Annotated in this window: 19 protein-coding genes; 12 read left to right on the top strand and 7 right to left on the bottom strand. The window is 59.7% G+C overall.

What is annotated here, in order from left to right:
* Positions 1–111: 111 nt before the first annotated feature.
* The 3 genes from EEQ99_RS17155 (at position 112) to EEQ99_RS17165 (ending at position 1,786) form a co-directional block, all read left to right on the top strand.
* On the top strand, positions 112–633 hold the full coding sequence (locus EEQ99_RS17155) for a DUF4142 domain-containing protein (RefSeq protein ID WP_097543389.1): 522 nt from the start codon (positions 112–114) through the stop codon (positions 631–633).
* Between the two features lie 8 nt (positions 634–641).
* Complete coding sequence (locus tag EEQ99_RS17160) at positions 642–968, top strand: cupredoxin domain-containing protein (protein WP_063474184.1); 327 nt, start codon at positions 642–644, stop codon at positions 966–968.
* A 107-nt stretch (positions 969–1,075) separates the two neighbouring features.
* On the top strand, positions 1,076–1,786 hold the full coding sequence (locus tag EEQ99_RS17165) for an RNA polymerase sigma factor (RefSeq protein WP_097543388.1): 711 nt from the start codon (positions 1,076–1,078) through the stop codon (positions 1,784–1,786).
* 163 nt (positions 1,787–1,949) lie between these two features.
* Here EEQ99_RS17165 and EEQ99_RS17170 read toward each other — a convergent pair whose 3' ends face one another.
* The 3 genes from EEQ99_RS17170 to EEQ99_RS17180 form a co-directional block, all read right to left on the bottom strand.
* Positions 1,950–2,156: a hypothetical protein gene (locus EEQ99_RS17170; RefSeq protein ID WP_244604813.1), complete on the bottom strand. Its 207-nt coding sequence runs from the start codon at positions 2,154–2,156 to the stop codon at positions 1,950–1,952.
* A gap of 373 nt (positions 2,157–2,529) precedes the next feature.
* Complete coding sequence (locus EEQ99_RS17175) at positions 2,530–3,573, bottom strand: AraC family transcriptional regulator (RefSeq protein ID WP_097543387.1); 1,044 nt, start codon at positions 3,571–3,573, stop codon at positions 2,530–2,532.
* Between the two features lie 76 nt (positions 3,574–3,649).
* On the bottom strand, positions 3,650–4,078 hold the full coding sequence (locus EEQ99_RS17180) for a DoxX family protein (protein ID WP_097543386.1): 429 nt from the start codon (positions 4,076–4,078) through the stop codon (positions 3,650–3,652).
* Positions 4,079–4,188: 110 nt separating this feature from the next.
* Here EEQ99_RS17180 and EEQ99_RS17185 point away from each other — a divergent pair, with 110 nt between their 5' ends.
* Positions 4,189–5,148, top strand: a complete 960-nt coding sequence (locus EEQ99_RS17185) for a LysR family transcriptional regulator (protein ID WP_097543385.1) — start codon at positions 4,189–4,191, stop codon at positions 5,146–5,148.
* Positions 5,149–5,246: 98 nt separating this feature from the next.
* On the opposite strand, the gene EEQ99_RS17190 is transcribed toward EEQ99_RS17185, so the two are convergent.
* Positions 5,247–7,802, bottom strand: coding sequence for a sensor domain-containing protein (locus EEQ99_RS17190; RefSeq protein ID WP_097543384.1), 2,556 nt, complete (start codon positions 7,800–7,802; stop codon positions 5,247–5,249).
* A 957-nt stretch (positions 7,803–8,759) separates the two neighbouring features.
* On the opposite strand from EEQ99_RS17190, the gene EEQ99_RS17195 reads away from it, so the two are divergent.
* Both EEQ99_RS17195 and EEQ99_RS17200 read left to right on the top strand, forming a co-directional pair.
* Positions 8,760–10,871 (top strand): putative bifunctional diguanylate cyclase/phosphodiesterase, encoded by a 2,112-nt coding sequence (locus EEQ99_RS17195; protein ID WP_063474116.1) that lies wholly within the window; start codon positions 8,760–8,762, stop codon positions 10,869–10,871.
* 57 nt (positions 10,872–10,928) lie between these two features.
* Positions 10,929–12,179 carry an ABC transporter substrate-binding protein gene (locus EEQ99_RS17200; protein ID WP_097543383.1) on the top strand — a complete coding sequence of 417 codons (1,251 nt, stop codon included), beginning with the start codon at positions 10,929–10,931 and terminating at the stop codon, positions 12,177–12,179.
* 101 nt (positions 12,180–12,280) lie between these two features.
* On the opposite strand, the gene EEQ99_RS17205 is transcribed toward EEQ99_RS17200, so the two are convergent.
* Entirely contained in the window at positions 12,281–13,183 is a 903-nt protein-coding gene (locus EEQ99_RS17205; protein WP_097543382.1) for an NADP-dependent oxidoreductase, read from the bottom strand.
* A 92-nt stretch (positions 13,184–13,275) separates the two neighbouring features.
* Between EEQ99_RS17205 and EEQ99_RS17210 the strand changes: the two genes are divergently transcribed.
* The 6 genes from EEQ99_RS17210 to EEQ99_RS34645 all read left to right on the top strand — a co-directional run bounded on the left by EEQ99_RS17210 (position 13,276) and on the right by EEQ99_RS34645 (position 17,441).
* Complete coding sequence (locus EEQ99_RS17210; protein WP_097543381.1) at positions 13,276–13,926, top strand: TetR/AcrR family transcriptional regulator; 651 nt, start codon at positions 13,276–13,278, stop codon at positions 13,924–13,926.
* 209 nt (positions 13,927–14,135) lie between these two features.
* Entirely contained in the window at positions 14,136–15,497 is a 1,362-nt protein-coding gene (locus EEQ99_RS17215; protein WP_047616909.1) for a TadE/TadG family type IV pilus assembly protein, read from the top strand.
* Entirely contained in the window at positions 15,494–16,024 is a 531-nt protein-coding gene (locus EEQ99_RS17220) for a TadE/TadG family type IV pilus assembly protein (protein WP_047616910.1), read from the top strand. Before EEQ99_RS17215 ends, EEQ99_RS17220 begins: the two co-directional genes overlap by 4 nt.
* Complete coding sequence (locus tag EEQ99_RS17225) at positions 16,021–16,605, top strand: TadE/TadG family type IV pilus assembly protein (protein WP_063474111.1); 585 nt, start codon at positions 16,021–16,023, stop codon at positions 16,603–16,605. Before EEQ99_RS17220 ends, EEQ99_RS17225 begins: the two co-directional genes overlap by 4 nt.
* A 111-nt stretch (positions 16,606–16,716) precedes the next feature.
* Positions 16,717–17,235, top strand: a complete 519-nt coding sequence (locus tag EEQ99_RS17230; protein WP_244604814.1) for a hypothetical protein — start codon at positions 16,717–16,719, stop codon at positions 17,233–17,235.
* A 62-nt stretch (positions 17,236–17,297) separates the two neighbouring features.
* On the top strand, positions 17,298–17,441 hold the full coding sequence (locus EEQ99_RS34645; RefSeq protein ID WP_164735942.1) for a hypothetical protein: 144 nt from the start codon (positions 17,298–17,300) through the stop codon (positions 17,439–17,441).
* Here the strand turns inward: EEQ99_RS34645 and EEQ99_RS17235 are convergent.
* Both EEQ99_RS17235 and EEQ99_RS17240 read right to left on the bottom strand, forming a co-directional pair.
* Positions 17,416–18,171 carry an SDR family NAD(P)-dependent oxidoreductase gene (locus tag EEQ99_RS17235; RefSeq protein WP_097543379.1) on the bottom strand — a complete coding sequence of 252 codons (756 nt, stop codon included), beginning with the start codon at positions 18,169–18,171 and terminating at the stop codon, positions 17,416–17,418. The two genes, EEQ99_RS34645 and EEQ99_RS17235, sit on opposite strands and share 26 nt — an antisense overlap.
* 11 nt (positions 18,172–18,182) lie before the next feature.
* Entirely contained in the window at positions 18,183–18,947 is a 765-nt protein-coding gene (locus EEQ99_RS17240; RefSeq protein WP_097543378.1) for an SDR family NAD(P)-dependent oxidoreductase, read from the bottom strand.
* Between the last annotated feature and the right edge of the window lie 3 nt (positions 18,948–18,950).

The following is an 18,950-nucleotide window of genomic DNA, read 5'->3' on the forward strand; positions in this document are numbered from 1 at the left end:
CTCCGAAATTTCCGGGAACCTTTTCGACGGACCTGCATCCAATGTCCGCTTCAAAGGCGCACACCGCTGCTGCCGGGAGGCATCGTCATATCGACACAAGGGAGACAGACCATGTTGAAAGAAATTCTCGGCGCCGCCCTCATGGCGGCATCCATAAGCACGGCTTCGATCGCCGCAGACTCCAAGCCCACCGATCCTCAGATCGCCCACATCGCCTATACGGCTGGGCAGATCGATGTCACCGCCGCGGAGCAGGCGCTGAAGAAAAGCAAGAACGCCGAAGTCATCGAATTCGCCAAGACCATGGAGCGCGACCACAAGGCCGTCAACGACCAGGCGCTCGCTCTCGTCAAGAAGCTGAACGTGACGCCCGAAGACAACGCCGTCAGCCAATCATTGTCGACACAGGCAGCGAAGGAACTGAAAACGCTGGAGGCGCTCGACGGCGCGGCATTCGACAAGGCTTATGTCGAAAACGAAGTCGCTTATCACAAGTCGGTCAACTCAGCGCTTGCCAAGATCCTGATCCCGTCGGCTGAGAATAAGGAGCTCAAGTCACTGCTGGAAACGGGCCTGATCCTGTTCAAGGAGCACCAGATACATGCCGAGCATCTGGCTTCGATGATCAAGTAGACATGGCGATGGGCTCGCTGGTCAAATCGCTGCGGCTCCCGCTGCTGTCTGCGCTGCTTTGGGCAGGCAACGGCGTCGCCTCGGCGGCGGAATATCAGGTCACCATCGCCGGCATGAAATTCGGCTCGCCATCTGCCGAGCTGCATGTCGGCGATGTGATCGTCTGGCGAAACGATGATATATTCCGGCACACGGCAACCGCACGCGACAAAAGCTTCGATCTCGACCTGCCGCCAAAATCGGAAGGCCGCATGACGCTCAGCCAGGCGGGAGCCGTTGATTTCTATTGTCGTTTTCATCCCGCCATGGCGGGCAAACTGGATGTTCGGCCCTAATGCATGTCGCCCGGAAGTGTGCAGCGGTTCCGGGATACCGGCATGCAGAAACAAAAGGCTTTAGGGCCGGGCTCCGATCGAAGGACGGCAAGCAGGGGAGAATTTCCATGACAGCCATTCCGGTTCCGGCCGAGCGACACCGGCAGGAGGTATCGACACTGTCCGACGCCGAGCTCGTACCCCTGGCAAGAATGGGCGACGAACCTGCCATCCGCGCCATCATTCAGCGTCACAATCGGCGCCTGTTCCGGACGGCGCGCGCCATCATCCGCAATGATGCGGAGGCCGAAGACGTCGTCCAGGCCGCCTATATCAAGGCGTTCAGCAATCTGGCCGCGTTCCGGGGCGATGCACAGTTTTCGACATGGCTGACCCGCATTGCCCTCAACGAGGCGCTGGCGCGCGTGCGGCGGCAAAAGAACACCACCGGACTTGAGGAAATCGACATGCAGACGAGATGGGGCGGCGACGTATTGCAGTTTCCGTCCTCCCTGTCGGCGACTGATCCGGAAACCGAACTCGCCAGGAGCCAGGCGCGACATCTCCTCGAAAATGCTGTCGACGAACTGCCGGATGATTTTCGCGCTATATTCGTGCTGCGGGATGTCGAAGGCATGGGCACGGACGAGGCCGCATCTTACCTTGGCATAAGACCGGAAACGGCCAAGACCCGGCTGCACCGGGCGCGAAAGCTGATGCGGCAGTCGATCGAAAACCAGCTCTCCGGTGCATTCTCGGCGCTGTTTCCGTTCGATGGCGCGCGGTGCGCTTTCATGGCCGATCGTGTGATCGCTGCCCTTCGTCACAAGACGCCATGATGTCAGGCAGCCTGTAGAGCTGCACCTTGGTCGAGGTGGTTCAGCGCTTAACGTGAGGCAGCAGCCCGTATATCTTCTCGATATCGAGCATCAGGGTTGCGGCGAGAATGCCGCGTTGCATCCCGCTCCGTCTTGCCGAGAAATCGTCCGAGTGAAAGGGCGGTTACCCTGCGGCGCCTGTCGATGCAGAACCGGTCTGCAGCGCTCCGCTTAATCTGTCGAGTTCATCCAGAACCTTTTGGATCCGGGCACGCGCCTGGAGCATTTGGTCCATATCCGGATCTCCGGACGATACGCCTGCGACGTTGAGGTCGTGAATCTCGATCGAGGTGTTGGGGGCCGGGTTTGGAAATGGGATGATTTCAGCCATGAGCATTCGCTATTCTTGACAATCTGGGAGGATCGGAAACTCTCATGTCTCCAAGTCCGACGGCTCGAGGATCCGGCATGCTTCATTCGCCGATCAACCGGAACATCTTCGCTATTCATTTCAGTGAGTTGCGCCTGTTCGTATGGCTAGTAAACGCCGTGTCAGCCTTAACAAACTCTTACTTTAGCGCGCACAGCGGCGCGCTTGCCGGCTTTGCTGCGTCAAACGGACAGAGATGCGACAATCGGATACCGCAACCAAAGATTTTATAAATATCATAGGTTGTGATTTTTTCACATTTGTAGATTGCAAATTCTACCACTGCATATCGAGGACAGCGGCAAGCCAGATCAAAAGGAGAAGGCCGGCTCCTTTATCCTTTGGCAAGCGCCCTTGGTCGGGAGCGGCCTGAATCCGCCGTCCCGACATCGGCTGGAATTTCGACAATCCTGCGAAGGGTTTGCGATGGCAGTTCGCCGAAGCGCTTTCGATATTGGCCTGAGAACCGGCCAACATGGGCAAAGCCCCATTTTTGCGCAATGACTCTCACCGATTGCTCGGGATCGGCCGATGAAAGTTCCTGGCGAACGACATCAAGACGCATATGCTCCAGATAGGCCATCGGCGTCGTCATGCGAAATTTTCGAAAGCCATCCTGCAGGGTCCGGGCACTGACGCCGCATGCTTCAGCAATTTCCTTGAGAGTCATCGCCCGGGAAATATTGCCATGCATGTAGTGGATCGCGCGCTTAACGTGCCATGGAACAGGAGCCTCCCTGTCGCGGGAAAACTCCTGGGAATAGTTGTGCGGTAGGGCGTCGATGAGAAGCTCGAGCATTGCTCCCAGGACATGACCAAGCGCCGCAGGCGATTTATGGAGGGTTTCACCCGCCAGGCCGTGATGGATGGCCATAGCGAGCCGTGCTAGGTCCAATCCAGGCCCTTGCGACAGATCGATCTCGGTTGCGAATTGGAGACGCTCCCTCAACGAGGCATTCAACCGGGCTTCGATACGCCGGGTCAGTTCGAAGTGGGGCAGCCTAAGGCAAAGATGCGTTCTGGGGCCCGCAATGCGCAGCTGATTGTCAGACAGCCGATCGACGAAGACGCCCTTGTTTTGGATGGACGGCAAATTACGGTCGGCTACCGCGACCATCGCGCTCCCGGTCAGCGGAATGAGAACCATGGCTGTGTCGATCGATGCGGGAAAGTGGATCGAGAAATCGCCGTCATAGCGGCTCGCGATGACCGAGATCCCCCGCGTGCGAACCATATTGACCTGATATTTCGTATTCCGCTGACTTTCCGATCTCACTTGGATTCCGCTGTGCAAACGGGAAAGCGACGTTGAGAATTCCTGCAGATCCGCCCCGGCAAACGACAGATGGTCGAAGGTGTTCCAACTTACGTCCGGCACTCCCGGTTACCTCTGGCCAATGATGAATGTCTGCGTTTGCTGAGAGCCGAGGGGGCTCCCCGCTCGGCCGCCATCCTCATCGGCGTGGCGCGATCGGCGCCCGCCTGCCGCGGCCCCACAGGATGAACGCCGAAAGAGCAAGCAGGATGACGTTGAGCGGCACGGCGGGGGCTTCGCCGCGGGAGAGATGAAAGATCATCGCGGCGATTTGCAGCAGCACGCAGCCGAGCGCCGCCAGCACCGTCAGGCGAGGCTGGATGCGGGTCAACGCAGGCAGCAGCACGCCCACTCCGCCCGCAAAATCGATAATACCCATCAGACGCAAAAACCACACGGGAACGTCGCCGGGCCATACCCACATCGCCGCCAATTGATCGACCGGCATGAAAAATTTCATGCAGCCGAACAGGGTGAAGGCGGCAAAGATCAGCACCTGCGCGGCCCACAGCCCAATCTGGAGCCATTTTCCGGCAGGTGCAGGCAAGACAGTCGTGGTGTTGGGCATGCGAACCTCTGGAGCAAAATGCGGTGCGTCGCGCGGGATAGATAAAGCTGGAAGCTCATCGCGAAAACCGCTAAACTTTCGAGAAAAGTTATCGATAGGATCGATGAGATATGCAGCCCCACCCGACTTTGGATCAGCTTCAGGTGTTCCTGACCGTGGTGGAGAAAGGCAGCTTCTCCGCTGCATCCCGCGCCCTTAACCGAACGCAATCGGTCGTCAGCTATACGATCGCCAACCTGGAGGCGCAGCTGCGGGTGGCGCTTTTCAGCCGTTCCGGCACCAGACGACCGGAGCTGACAGATGCCGGCAGATCCGTCGTCGAGGATGCTCGCCGCTTGCTTGGCGATCTCGATCTGATGCGGGCTCGCGTGCAGGCCTTGAGCGACGGCCTGGAGGCAGAGCTCAACGTTGCGATGAGCTCCATTGTCCCCTCGGACGTCGTCGTCGAGGTGCTGCGTGCCTTCCGCAACCACTATCCCACCGTCTCCTTGAAAGTAACGGCGGGGACACCTGTGATCGTCATGGACGAGGTAATTCATGGCAGGGCCGTCGTCGGCTTTGGCGGCACTATGGCAGTCAAAAACGATCAGATCGTTTTCGAGCGGATCGGCCAGACGGCGATGGTCCCCGTTGCAGCCCCGGATCATCTTCTTGCCACGCTGCGCCGGCCATTGACCCTTGCCGACGTGCGAGACGAAACCCAGTTGGTGGTCTTCGATGCTTCGGGAACGGCGAAGGGCCGGGATTTCAATGTATTCTCTCTCAAGACCTGGCGGGTCAGCGACAACGCGACGAAACATCTGTTCATCCTCGGCGGATTGGGATGGGGCGGCCTTCCCGCATCCGTGGTCAAGGACGATCTCGCTGCAGGCCGCCTCGTCCGTCTCCAGTTTTCTGCCTTCGACCAGGGCGAGCTTCCCATCCATGCGGTCCGCAATGTTGCAAACCCGCCGGGCCCCGCTGCGAGATGGCTGACGGCGGCGTTCCAGGCGAGGCTTTCAGGCGGGGTTGGAAGCCGAGAGCCGTCGGAGGAGGATGTCGAACCCGGCCTCATGGAAGCCGATAGCTGACGGCAACATGGATGTTACCCGCGTCAGGGCGGCGTCGCCTGGAGACGGGTGATCGCCACGTTGCACTCAGTTCGACGATGTTCCCTGCGTGATGGAATTCAAATGCAAGGCCGCTCCTCGCGTGGGGAGCAGCCGTTGGCCAGGGAACGCAGCCACAGAGCGATGATTTCCGTCTTGGGCAGAGCTTTGCTGTAAAGGAAGCCTTGCGCCGAACCGCATCCATTTGCCACCAGGAAGGCTGCCTGCTCGGCGGTCTCGACGCCTTCCGCCACCACATTCTGTCCGAGACAACGGGCGATGGACAGGATTGCCTTCACAAGTTCCTCGTTGCGTTTATCCGCGCTGTTGATGAAAGACCGGTCGATCTTCAGCGTGTCGATCGGAAAGCGCGCGAGATAGTTCAGCGCCGAATAGCCGGTGCCGAAATCATCGATGGCGATCGAAAATCCCATGTTTCGAAGTTCAGAAAGCATCTGCAGCGTTTCGTCTTTCTGATCCAGCAGCAGGCTTTCCGTTATTTCGATTTCAACCCATTCCGCGCGGCAGCCGGTCTCCTCGAGAATCTCGGCGATCGACCTTACCAGGCCGGCGGACTGGAACTGTTTGACCGAGAGGTTGATCGCCACCTTGTGCGGTGACCGGCTATCGGCGTTGAATTCGGCCGCTGTCTGGCAAGCCTCGCGCAGCACCCATCGTCCGAGCTCCACGATCAGCCCTGTCTCTTCGGCAACCGGAATGAAGCTCGAGGGAGGGATCATGCCCATTTCGGGGTGACGCCATCTTAACAAGGCCTCGCAGCCGACTATGGCGCCGCTGTCCAAAAGCACCTTGGGCTGGTAGTGCAATTCCAACTCTCCGCGCTCGATCGCGCGGCGCAATTCCGATTCCAGCCGCATGCGCTCTTCGGCGCTCGCCGTCAGGTCCTTCGAGTAGAAGCGAAAACTGTTTCGCCCCGAGCGTTTGGCGAGATACATCGCCGAGTCGGCGTATTTCACGAGGTCGTTGGCGTCAGCGCTGTCATCGGGATAGAGCGCGATGCCGACGCTGCAAGAAATAAACAGCTCCTGGCCGTCCAGCAGGAAACGTTCCTTGAACTTTTCAAGGATCGTGTTGGCCATCCGGCCGAGATCGTCACCTTGCCGGATATCCGGCAACAGGATCGCGAATTCATCGCCGCCGAGGCGCGCAACGGTGTCATAGTCGCGAACGCTTTCGTTCAGCCGCGCGGCGGCCTGGCAGAGCAACTGATCACCGACGGGATGTCCCATCGTATCATTGACCGCCTTGAAATGATCGATGTCGATCAGCATCACGCCGGCGCGTTGGCCACGCGATACGGCAGCGGTGATCATCTGCCGCAGTCGATCGCTGAACAGCGATCGGTTCGGCAGCGAGGTCAGAGGATCGTAGAAGGCCATCTGGTGGATTTTTTGGCGCGAGACATTCAACTCAGTCACATCCCGCGACACACCGAGAACCCCGACGACGTCTCCTCCCGCGCCCAGCACCGGAACCTTGCGTGTCTCAAGAAGAACGGATTGACCGTTTTCCTGGGAGATGACCCATTCCTCGGAGGCCAGAGTACCTCCGGCCTGGATCGCGGCTTTGTCCGACTCCAGAAAGACCTGAGCCCTTTCAGCACCAAACAGTTCGAGATCCGATTTGCCGACAACCTCGGACTCCGCCTTACCTGTCAGTCGTTCGAACGCGTGGTTGCATAACAGATAGACGCCGCCCATATCCTTCACCCAGACCATATCAGGAATGGTCTGAAGCACGCTGAGCAGCTGCGTCCGCATGGAATTGACGGCTTCCTCCGCCTGTTTTCGCTCGGTAATGTCACGCGAAAGTGCGAGGAGCGTGGTGATCGTCGGATCGGCGCTCGGCCGTTTGGCGACGGAGAGTTCGAACCATCGGGTCTCGCCGTTTGGCAAGGAGATCCGAATGCATCGGCCATAGGCAACACCCTCTTTGCCGGCAGCCGCGAGAGCCTCCATCGCGATGGCCGCCTGGTCAGGCGCGAGAACCTCGTTGACCGTCTTGCCGAGCAGCATCTCCTTCTGCTGAGCCAGAAGTTCTGGGTTTCTTGTCCAGACCTGAAGGTAGCGGCCGTCCTCGTCCACCTCGAAGAGGACATCGGGAATGGCGGTGATGATCCCCTCTGCGAATTCAAGCGCTTTCTTGAGCTCCCGCTCGGCCTGCTTGTGCTCTGTAATGTCCACGATGGCGCCGATCACCCCGGCCGGATCGCCGTTGTGCCCGGTGAACACCGCCTTGTTGACGACGACATCCCGCACCGTCTGGCTCGCGGCAGTCATCTTCTTCTCGAAGCCTCGGCCTCCGCGCCCTTCGAGAAATCTCTCATCCCACGTGAACTGGAGTTCAGCCGGGTGCTCCGGATTGAGATCGAACTCGGTTTTCCCGATGATCTCCTCGCGCCTGTGGCCAAGCAAGTCTTCGAAAGCCTTGTTGCAGCCGGCGTAGCGCCCCTCGGAGTTCTTATAGAAAACCGGCAGGGGAAATGCGCCGAGCAACGCTTCGAGAAGGGCTTCCCGGTCGACGGCGGCGTCCTGATGCTGCGATCCGTCTCGCCTCTGCTCGTCCCCTTCCGTGAAAAGGGCCGGCTGCCGAAGCGATTGAGACAACGTCATCATGGATCTTCCTCACCATGGGCAACCGAATGCATCATCCATCCAGTCGAGAATTCTTCCAAGAAGGCCGCCCAAGTCATTTGAGGCGAAAACGAAGGCCCGAAGTTTCCGATCGCAAAGGCATCGGCCGCTGCGACCGAGCATGTCGGCTTGGCCTGAATATTGCGGTCAGAAAATTAAGAGATCGCTGCCCTCTCTTGCGCCGCGGCAACTTTCAACGCGCGAAACGGATCGGGCCGCGCAATATGGACATCCTCGCCTCTCGCGCAGATCCCAACCTGCGCGTCCTTTGGCTTTCATCGCCCAGCCGACGCTGCCGATGTCCAAACCAGGCACACTGACAAGCCAAAGCCAATCGATCGGAAAAGCAAGGGTGGGCGCCTTATCCGAAATCCGAATCCCATGGCCAAATCACGACGATTTTGTACCGAATTCTTCGCAAGGAACTGGTTTTATTGCCTTTTCACAAAAGTGTTTACGCTTCTTCAACCAGGTGGTCCACAATTTCGAGTCATTCGAATGAGGTGCTGCTTGTACTTCTCCGCCATGATGACGGGTTCAGGGACGAGCCAAAAATCCGCGCTGTCGTCAATCGATCGCGTCTATCAGAGGTGGGAATGTTCAATAATCGGCATGCATATGACGGCCTCTATTCCAAGTGCAGCGCAGATGGCGCGATCGCGCCGGCTCTGAAACTCCGGAGCATTCCGGGTAGCAGTTGTTGATGAGCAAAGCCGCACCGGCGTTGGTTCGCTGAAAGCCTCCCCTTGGCAGTGTTGACAGCAAATCCGATCGCGACAGCGGTCCGGGGAGCGCACGACGTGACCCTTCTATTTCCGGCGCCAGTGCTCGAGGCGCGGACAGGGCCATGATGGCCGATCTCTAAATAAATGATCGTGATGCAACCGTCCGCATGCCGGCGGCTGCTCAGCCGGCTTGTATCTTTCTGATGGAGCGCGAATGGTGGTGGGATCGGATTTGAAAAACACGGTGATGCCGCCCGGCGAGTCCCATTCCTCCGTGGCGAAATATATCCGCTCCATCGGGCGACACTACATCGTCGCCGTCGTCGTGATGACGGTGCTGATCGGGGCAACCTTCCTGACGGTCAAGGTGGCGCTTGATCGCCATTCCCTGCAGCAGAACATCAGCTATCTGATCGGGCGCCAGTTCATTCGCTTCCAGCAGCTTGCCAATCAGACGCGAGCGATCATGCGCGCTTCGGCCGATCCGAATATGCCGGAATATATCGTCAGGCCAATGGTCGAAGACGTTCAAAAAGCGATTAACGACATCCGCGCCATGAGCGCAGAGTTGAACGCGTTGAATATCGAGGTCGAAGCAAATCTTCTCGAAAAGCTGAACGGGCGGGATGCCGCATCTGAAAAATTACGGCTGGAACTCGACGGGCGGCTGGAGGATTTTCTTGAAAGAGCTGAACGCGTCGTGTCCGCGAAATTGCTGGATCGGCGGGAGCGTTACAGCTTCTGGGGACCAATCGACTTCGCCGTTTCCTCCGACAGCATGCTCATGCGTCAGTTCAGCGCCCTGATCGAGAGCGCGCATGACCGAAGCGATGTGAGCATCGATCATACCCGCCTGATCAGCGCCGTGCTCCTCAGCCTCACCGCAGCCACGCTGATACTGGCGACCCTCATCCTTTTCATACCGCTGCTGATAAAACTGCGCACCGAGCACCGCCGGACTCTCGATTTCGAGATCAAACTGACGCATCTGGCGCATACCGACACGCTGACAGGCCTTGGCAACCGATCTTCGTTCAATGAGGCCCTAAACGGGCTGTTCGGTTCGCTCGATCGGACAGGCTCAGGTTTTTCCATGCTGCTGGTCGATCTCGACCACTTCAAGGCCACCAACGACAGCTTTGGCCATCCTGCCGGCGATGCGGTTTTGAGCCATGTCGCGAGTGCGCTGCAGAAGACCTTCCGCACCGGCGACGTCGTCGCAAGGCTTGGTGGCGACGAGTTTGCCGCTCTCCTTCCTGGAATTTCAGATGCGGCAACGCTGGAAGGAATTGCCGGGCGCGCGGTGGCAGCCATTGCAGCGGAATGTCATTTCGAGGGCCGGTTGCTACCGGTTTCGGCGAGCATCGGCGGCGCGGTCGTGCCCGGCCACGCGTCAGATGAGGCGACGCTCATGCGCATCGCCGATCTGGCACTCTATGCCGCCAAGGCCAAGCGCAACACAGCCGTCATCTTCGATGAAGCATCCTTTGCCCAACGTCTGGAACAGAACCGGCTTGCTGCGGCCCTCGCCGTCGCGGCCGATCGCGACGAGTTTGTCGTCTACTACCAGCAGAAGGTCAATCTGCAGACCGGCAAGCATCTCGGTTTCGAGGCACTGGTGCGCTGGCGCCATCCTCAGCTCGGCATCCTTCCGCCCGGCCGCTTCCTGCCGCTCATGGAAGGCCATATCATACAAGGCATGACGCGCTGTATCGTCAATATCGTCGCGCGTGATCTGAGGACCTGGAAAGCAGCAGGGCTCAGGGTGGGGTCGATTGCCATCAATCTGCCGGAGGCCCTGTTGGTCGGCGACGACGGTTACGCCCTCATCGCTGCGGCGGTCGAAGCAAACCATCTCGACTGGCTCGATTTTTCCATCGAGGTCACGGAAGACGTCTTCCTCAATCGCGGCGCCAATCAGATTATCGAAACCATTTCCCGTTTTCGCAAACATGGCGTGTCGGTCTCGCTCGATGATTTCGGCACCGGTTTTGCGTCGCTTGTGCATCTGCGCGACTTCCCCTTCGATGAGCTGAAGATCGACCGCAGCTTCGTTGCCGAGATCGGCAAGGATATCCGCTCGGAACAGATCATCAGGGCAATCATCGATCTGGCCCGCAACCTCGGCAAACGGTGCGTCGCGGAAGGCATCGAGGACGAGAGCCAGCGTGATTTCCTTTTGAACGCCGGCTGCGAGATCGGCCAAGGTTATTTCTATGCCAAGCCGGAACCGGCGGCCGTAGCGGTCGACCGATTGGCTCGCCGGGCGGTTCTGCGCGGGATATCAGGCCGGTCGCGCAAATTGCGGGTTGAAACTGTCTCCTGAGAGAGGCGCCGCACAAGGGACGGTGCGGCAGAGTTTATCAAAGAAAGAGGGGAACGAATGAAACGGGGAATCATATGCACATGGCTCGCCGCGGCTCTGGCGGCCGCAGGTCCTGCGACACAGGTTTTGGCGGGGCAGGACATGGCCGTCGACGTCGTGCATTTCTGGGTGTCGAAAAGCGAGTCTGCCGCACTCGATGTTTTCCGCCGGGCCTGGGCAGCCGCCGGCAACCAGTGGGTGGACATGCCGGCAGAGAACAAGGTCGCCGTCCAGCGCGTGGTGAGTGATCGTATTGCCAATGGATACGCGCCGGCGGTGATGCAATGGAATGCAAACGAGGGATCGCGCGAACTGCCGGAAATGGGCATCGTGCAAGATATAGATGATGTCGCGCAGGCGGATCATTGGCAGGACGTCATCCCGGCAACGGTTCTCAACCGGATCTCCTACAAGGGGAAAGTCTACTTTGCGCCGACCAATATCCATGCCGAAAACTGGCTGTGGACAAGCGCAGCGGCCTTGGCCGAAGCGGGTGTGAAGACGCCACAGACCTGGGACGAACTTTTCGACGCGGCCGAAAAAATCAAGGCGACGGGGCGTCTGCCGATTGCGCTTGGCGGGGCGCGATGGGAAGTGTCGCTCATTTTCAACGACATCATCTATCACAAGTTCGGCCCGGAAGGTTATGCCCGTCTCATGAGCGGCGATGCCGACTTGGTGCAGGACCCGCGGATGATCGAAGCCCTGGATATGCTGTCGCGCCTGGCCAATTATGTGGAACCGATCGAACAGCGAAAGGACAAGACATGGGCTGATGCCACGGTGGCCGTGGGCCAGGGCAAGGCCGGCATGCAGTTCATGGGCGACTGGGCCAAGGGCGAGCTTGCGGCGCGCGGCTACAGCGTCGACAAGGATTTCAATTGCAGCCTCGTTCCGGGCACATCCATCGCATACTTCATGGTGATCGATGCCTTTGCCTTTCCGCTGACCAATCGGGAAGGCACGGCAGAGGCGCAGCAGGCCTTCGCGCGCATGGTGCTCGATCGCGACAATCAGGTTGCCTTCAGCCGGATCAAGGGGTCGTTGCCCGTCCGCACCGATGTCGATCCGTCCGGGCTTGATCGTTGCGGCAAGCTTGGATTGGAGATGATCAAGGCGAGGAAGGGCGAAGTCAGCGCCCAATCCCAGGCCATGCCGACCCAGATGTCTGAGGGCTGGATTGCCGTGGTTGGCGACTTCTTCAACAATCGAAACATGACTGCACAATACGTTCAAAAACGCCTGCATGATCTCCTGATGCAGCGCTGAAGGCGGGATTAAGTCAGATTCCCTGTGGCGGGAGGGCTCCTGCCGGCAGGCGATTGCGGGACGGCGCAACTGGCCCCTCCACAATCGCCTGCTCCGCTCGTTCAATGTTTCAAGACGACCTTGCCCTGGATACCGGCAGCGACGGCGCTGTGGGCCGCACCGATCTCACTCAGCGGGAAAGTCTTGGCGATCGGAACGATCAAAACGCCACGCGAGGCAGCGTCGGCCACGGCTTCGAGCGTGGCCGCATCGGCGCGGTGATAGAGTTCGTGGATGATCACCCGATTGCCGATATTGGCACCCTCCGGTACGGGAACGATGCTGGCGACTTGGCCGCCGTCCCTGACATGCCCGATGAGATTGGCCGCGACAGGGGCAGCAGCACTGATCGCGTAATCGAAGGTCGTGGCAGCCGGAGGCTCGGCAATGTCGAGTGCTTCTCCCGCAAGCCGGGCCGCCTCGTCGAGCCGATCCGCCCGGACGCCGGCCACCGGATTGGCGCCGATCTCCTGAAGATATTGGATGGCGGCACGGCCGACAGCCCCGAGACCGCCTGACACCAGCACGCGGTCACCCGCCTTGACGCCAAGAGCGTCGACCGATTGCCGGCCGGTAAGACCCGCCTTGGGCAGAGCAGCGCCCTGCTCGAAGCTGAGATTGGCGGGGAGTTTGGCAATCGCCGAGACCGGAACGACGCCGTACTCCGCATGCGCGCCTTTACCGTTCGGTGCGAAATCGGCGATAACGCGATCGCCGATCGCAAATCCGGTCACACTGGAGCCGATCTCGACGATGCTTCCGGCAGCGTCACCGCCCAGCACCGCGGGAAGTTCCAGGGGAATGTATTGAGCCACATAGCCCTGGCGGATCATGAGATCGAAGTGGTTGACGGCGGAAGCCTCGATCTTGATCAGGACTTCACCGGCCTGAGGCGTGGGCCTGCCGACGTCATCGATTGTGAACTGGTCAATGTCGCCATAGGATTTGAGACGGGCAGCTTTCATGTGTCGGCACCTTTGTATAACCTGATGTAGAGATACGATAACGTTCACTATCGTTGATACGATATGATTGACTATCGCATGGAGTCAAGCGCATGAAATCATGGTCATCAGACCATCCGAAAGCGAAGTTGATGGCGAGCAAGCGGGCCGACATCCTCGCGGCGGCCAAAGCATCATTCCTCGATACCGGTTACGAGGGAACGAGCATGGAAAGCATCGCCAAGTCGGCAAACGTCTCGATCATGACGCTCTACCGGCATGCTGAGAGCAAGGATGACCTGTTTTCAGCCGTGATCTCCAATGCCTGCGACCCGGACGACGAGGCCGAGCGGGCGCAGATGGAGGCGCTCCTTGAAAAACCTCTGAGAGACGTCCTGCTCTGGGCCGGGATGACGGCGCAAAGCCGCCTGATGGATCCCGACACGATCGCCCTCATGCGCACCGTGATCGCCGGGACCAGCCGGTTTCCCGGTCTGGCGGAGATGGCTCATACCAGCCTCGTCGGCAATCTCGAAGGCATGGTTGCCTTCATGCTCGGGCTCAAACAGGAGACTCTCGGCATCAGCGCCGAGCGCCGAAGCGAACTCGCCGTGCAATTCATCGACCGGCTGCTTGGCACCCATATGCTCGGCGTGCTGATGGGACTTCCCGGTCCTTCGACACAACAGCAGCAGGAAAGAGCAGAAATTGCTGCCGACGCGCTGATCGCCGCGCTTGGTCAGCCCCTGTCAGCCGAACGCTGACACCCCACGGATGTGGGTCCTCTCGACGTGAAAGACGACGATATGCCATCCCGCGGATATCCATAATTCGCAAACATGTACAATCTGCGCAGCAAATAGCGCGTCGGCAGCCTGCTTCATGTCGAAAAGTGCAGGAATTAACAAAGACTTAAGCACCTTGGATACATCTCGCACATGAGTAATTTTCATGACTTATGTGATGGTGGTTTTTGCGCTCGGGTCTTTCCTGTTCATTTGCTCGGCTCTTCAAAGCCCTCCGCGGTCTCGGCAGAGATAGGAGCGGCAATGTCGCGATTGTCGTTGCCCTCACCCTGGTGCCGATGATCGTCGCGGTCGGCGCGAGCTTTGACTATATTCGCGCTTACAATGTCAGGCAGCGGATGCAGAGCGACCTTGACGCGGCCCTGATCGCCGCCGTCAAGCAGATCGACACCTCGGACAAGGACGCCCTCGAGGAAAAGGTTTCCGACTGGTTCCACGCACAAGTGGAAAACAGCTATACGCTTGGCGACATCGACATCGATACGTCAAACCACAAGATCACCGCGACGGCCAGCGGCACGGTTCCGACGACCTTGATGAAGATCGCCAATATCGACACAGTCGACGTCAGCGTGGCAAGCGCCGTCAAGGGACCAACCACGTCCTATCTCAATGTCTATATCGTCATCGACACATCCCCATCGATGCTGCTGGCGGCAACGACGTCGGGGCAGTCGACCATGTATGCCGGCATCGGATGCCAATTCGCCTGCCACACGGGCGATTCACACAAAATCGGCAACAAGACATACAGCAACAACTATGAATACAGCACGGCCAAGAACATAAAGCTGCGCGCCGATGTCGCCGGCGACGCCGTCGAAGAAGTGCTCGACATGATCGACACGTCCGACAGCAGTCATGAACGGATCAAGGTCGGATTGTATAGCCTGGGCGACACCCTGACAGAAGTTCTAAGCCCGACGCTCAGCACGGACACGGCGCGCACCCGCCTCGCGGACGCAAGTTACGGCCTCACCAGCGCGACCTCGAAGGCAGCCACCTATTTCGACGTCTCCTTGGCGACGCTCAAGCAAAAGGTCGGCGCCGGAGGGGACGGAACCTCCTCGGGTTCACCGCTCAAGCTGGTTCTCCTGTTGACGGACGGCGTCCAGTCGAAGCGCGAATGGGTGACTGACAAGGTCACATGGAGCAACAAACAGGCGATCTCCGGGGCATATTGGAACAAAGTCGCGCCGCTCAATCCGGACTGGTGCGGCTATCTGAAAGATCAATCCGACACCATGGCCGTGCTTTACACGGAATATCTGCCGATCACCACGGACTGGGGTTACAACGCCACCGTCGGCGCGACAATGGCAAGCGCCAACTGGAAGAGCACCTGGGGCGGCACCATGGATAGCGGCGTGTCGACCAGCATCACGAGGCGCGACTACATCCCCTATGCGCTTTCGGACTGCGCATCGTCCACAAGCCTGTTTATATCAGCGTCATCATCGGCCGAGATCACGGCCGGCCTGTCGGCGCTCTTTACCCAGTATCTTGCATCCGTTCGGCTGACCCAATGAGCCGCAGGAAATTCTTTGCATCGCCGCGCCGCCTGCTCGCCGATCGAGACGGCGTGGCTGCGATCGAATTTGCGATCCTGGCTCTGCCGCTCTTCATCATGATATTCGGCATTATCGAAGTGTCGCTGATGTTTTTCGTCAACTCTTCCCTGGATGCTTCGGTGCACAAGATCTCCCGGATGATCCGCACCGGCGAGGTCGCGTCCTCCAATATGACTTTGGCCGATTTCAAGGCCAAAATTTGCAGCGACATGCTTCTCTCGTTCAATTGTTCCAGCGATCTCCTGGTCAAGGTGAACGTGCTCTCCGACATCTCGTCCGCCGCCAGCGCCGACCCCATCGACGACAGCGGCAATCTCACCGTCACCGAGAGCTTTGATGTCGGCAAGGGCAGCGACTACATCCTGGTTCAGACGTTCCTGCCCTGGACGGCCGTCGTCAATTTCTTCAGCCTGTCGAGCGCCAAGCTTTCCGATGGCCGCTACCTGCTCGGCTCTGCCGTTCTGTTCCGCAACGAGCCTTTCTGACCATGAAACGGAGCCTGTCCTTTTTCCGGTGTACCCTATCCGCGATCCGCCGCCTCACGCACGACCGGTCGGCTGCCTCGGGCGTGGAATTCGCGCTCGTTCTGCCGATCCTGGTGATGCTGCTGTTCGGCACCGTCGATCTCGGCCACGCGCTCACGGTCAGCCGAAAGATCGATGAGATCGCCTCCTCCACAGGCGATATGATTTCACAGCAAAGTTCCTGGACAAAGTCCGACGTTGCCAAGCTTCTCACCGGCGCGAGCTTCATCCTACAGCCCTATGACACGACGGGGCTGACGATCACGCTTACGGTCAACGATGTCAGCAGCAGCGGCAGCGCGACCGTCAACTGGTCCGCCGCACTCAACACCACCGCGCTCAACTCAGGCACCGCGAGCGCGATCGCGATACCTTCAGAGATACAGGAAACGGACGTGCAGGTCGTGCTGACCCGGGTGCAATACACATTGACGACACCGGTCTCGGCGTTCTTTTCGAACTTTACCGGAATGAATGGCTACAGCTTCGATCACCATTTCTTCAATCGCCCGCGGGTTACCGACAAGATCACCTATAATTGAGCCGTAAGGTCTGCCGCAATCGGCTGGGAGGTCCGCCGGATTGTCAACCAATAAGCCATGACAACGGCGATTGCGGACGATATGGAAGGTCCTTCAACAAGGGGCGACATCATGGCAAGACGAGTTTTCGGCGGCATAGGGCGGCTGCCGGTTATCGTCCCGATTGCCCTGGTGGTGATTTTGTATTCGAATGGCACTGGCGGGGCAGCACCGACCGATCTTCATTGGTCCCAGGATCCAGGCACTCATTGCAAATTCGTCGCGCCAGCGTCCTTGACCAGCGGCCCCACCTTCTGGATCGGCTCCTGTATCGACGGCAAGGCGTCCGGAGAAGGGATGCTGCGTCGCCGGGATGGCGGCCAGGCCGGGCCTGCCTTCTTCGGCCGGATGAAGGAGGGGATTCCTGAGATCGGTGTCATCGATCTGGCCGAGGGATACAGAGCCGGCAGTTTCCGCGACGGCGATATCGGCGGGCAAGCTGAGCCTGAGCCGCAGAATCGGATAGATGCCTTTCGTATTGCGGCCGAGGCCGCGCGGTCGGTCAGCGCCCATTATGCCGCCGAGAACAATGCGGGATCTGCCCACATTTATGAAGAGCTTGCCAAGACACTGGAACAGCAGACGGATTGAGCATGAGCGAGAGGCTGCAACGGCGATCCTTTCTGGCGGGCCTATGGGCAGGACTGTCGGCCATGTCTAGCGCCAGCACGCCCGCGGCGGCGGCGAACCAACCGCCGCAGAGCGCCGAAGGCCACCAGGGCAGGACTGGCATCCACCCCTGGCTCGGTGTCGGCGCACTCGGCCGTCCTTTCACGCCACGGCTTGCGCGCCGGTGATTTCAACCAGCGAGCCGCACATGAAGGCCGCTTCATCCGATGCCAGGAAGGCAACGAGCGCTGCCACCTCCTCAGGCTTGCCGATGCGGCCGTAGGGGACGAGCTTGTCGAGATCGGCGATCGTCCGGCCGGCGCGCGTAACGCCGGCTTCGAGCATCGGCGTATGGATCTCGCCGGGGCAGACGGCATTGACCCGGACCTTGTCGGGCGCATAGTCGCGAGCCAGATTCTGGGTGAAGGCGGCAACCGCCGCCTTTGTCGTGTTATAGGCGATATGGTTCGGCGCGGGGTAAAGGCCCCATTGCGAGGCGGTGTTGACGATCGCGCCGCCGCCCGCCGCAATCATGTGCGGCAGGACCGCGCGGCAGAGATGGAACATCGAATCCAGGTTGACTGCGAAACTCAGCTGCCAGTCTTCATCCGAAAGCGACAGCAGGTTTCCGCGCCGGTTGATGCCGGCATTGTTGACCAGCACATCCAGCTGCCCCTTGATCGCGAAGGCTTTCTCGATCAGGTCGACGCATTCCGATTTCCGGGAGATGTCGGCCCCGATGGCGATCGCCGATCCGCCCGCCGCCTCGATGAGCGAGGCGACGTCGCCTGCAGCCTGTGCATTGGCATCGGTCACCACCACCAGGGCGCCTTCGTCGGCCAACCTCTTCGAGATGGCCGACCCTATACCGCCGCCACCGCCCGTGACCACCGCGACCTTACCCACAAATCTTTTCATATCGAACCTCCCTATCTGATGTAGCTGCCGCCGTTGACGTCGAACGTCGCGCCATTGACCGAGACCTGCGAAGGGCGCAGCAGGAAGGCTACCAGCTCGGCGATCTCCGCCGTCTCGGCCATCTCGCCGATCGGGATATCGCCGACCGCCGCATCCTTGCCATGCTTCGCCACGAAATCCTCGGCCATGTCGGTGCGCACCCATCCCGGCGCGATGGAGACGGCGACGACGCCGTCGCGCCCGAAGCTACGCGCAATCGACTTTGTGAGATTGATCAGCGCCGCCTTCGTCGCCCCGTAGGGCATGGCATCGGCCGCGTAACCGCGCTGGCCCGCCCGGCTTGCCATGTTGACGATCCGCCCTCCGCCATGTTGCCTGAAATGCACCAGAGCCTCCTTGCAGAGGTCCGCTGCCGCGAAGAAGTTCACCTGAAACTCCTTCTGCCAGGCGGCCCGCCAATCGGACGGATCGGCGTCGATCGAAATCTCGTTGCGGATACCGGCATTGTTGACGACGGCATGGATCCGCCCCGCCGCCGCGAGCGCGTCGCGCCAGAGTGCAAAGGCGCCGTCCGGACCGGAGAGATCGGCCTGGACGATCAGGCCGTCGCCACCGAGCCTGCGATGCAGGGCTTCCGCCCCTTCCCTGTCGCGCCCGTATTGGATGACAGGCCGCGCACCTTCGGCAGACAGGCGCTCGGCGATGGCTGCGCCGATGCCGCCCGACGCCCCGGTGATGAGGACCGTCTGGCCGGCCAGTGGTGTAACGTGAGACATCTT

It is taken from the genome of Rhizobium anhuiense (assembly GCF_003985145.1).
GTDB classification, from domain to species: Bacteria; Pseudomonadota; Alphaproteobacteria; order Rhizobiales; family Rhizobiaceae; genus Rhizobium; species Rhizobium anhuiense.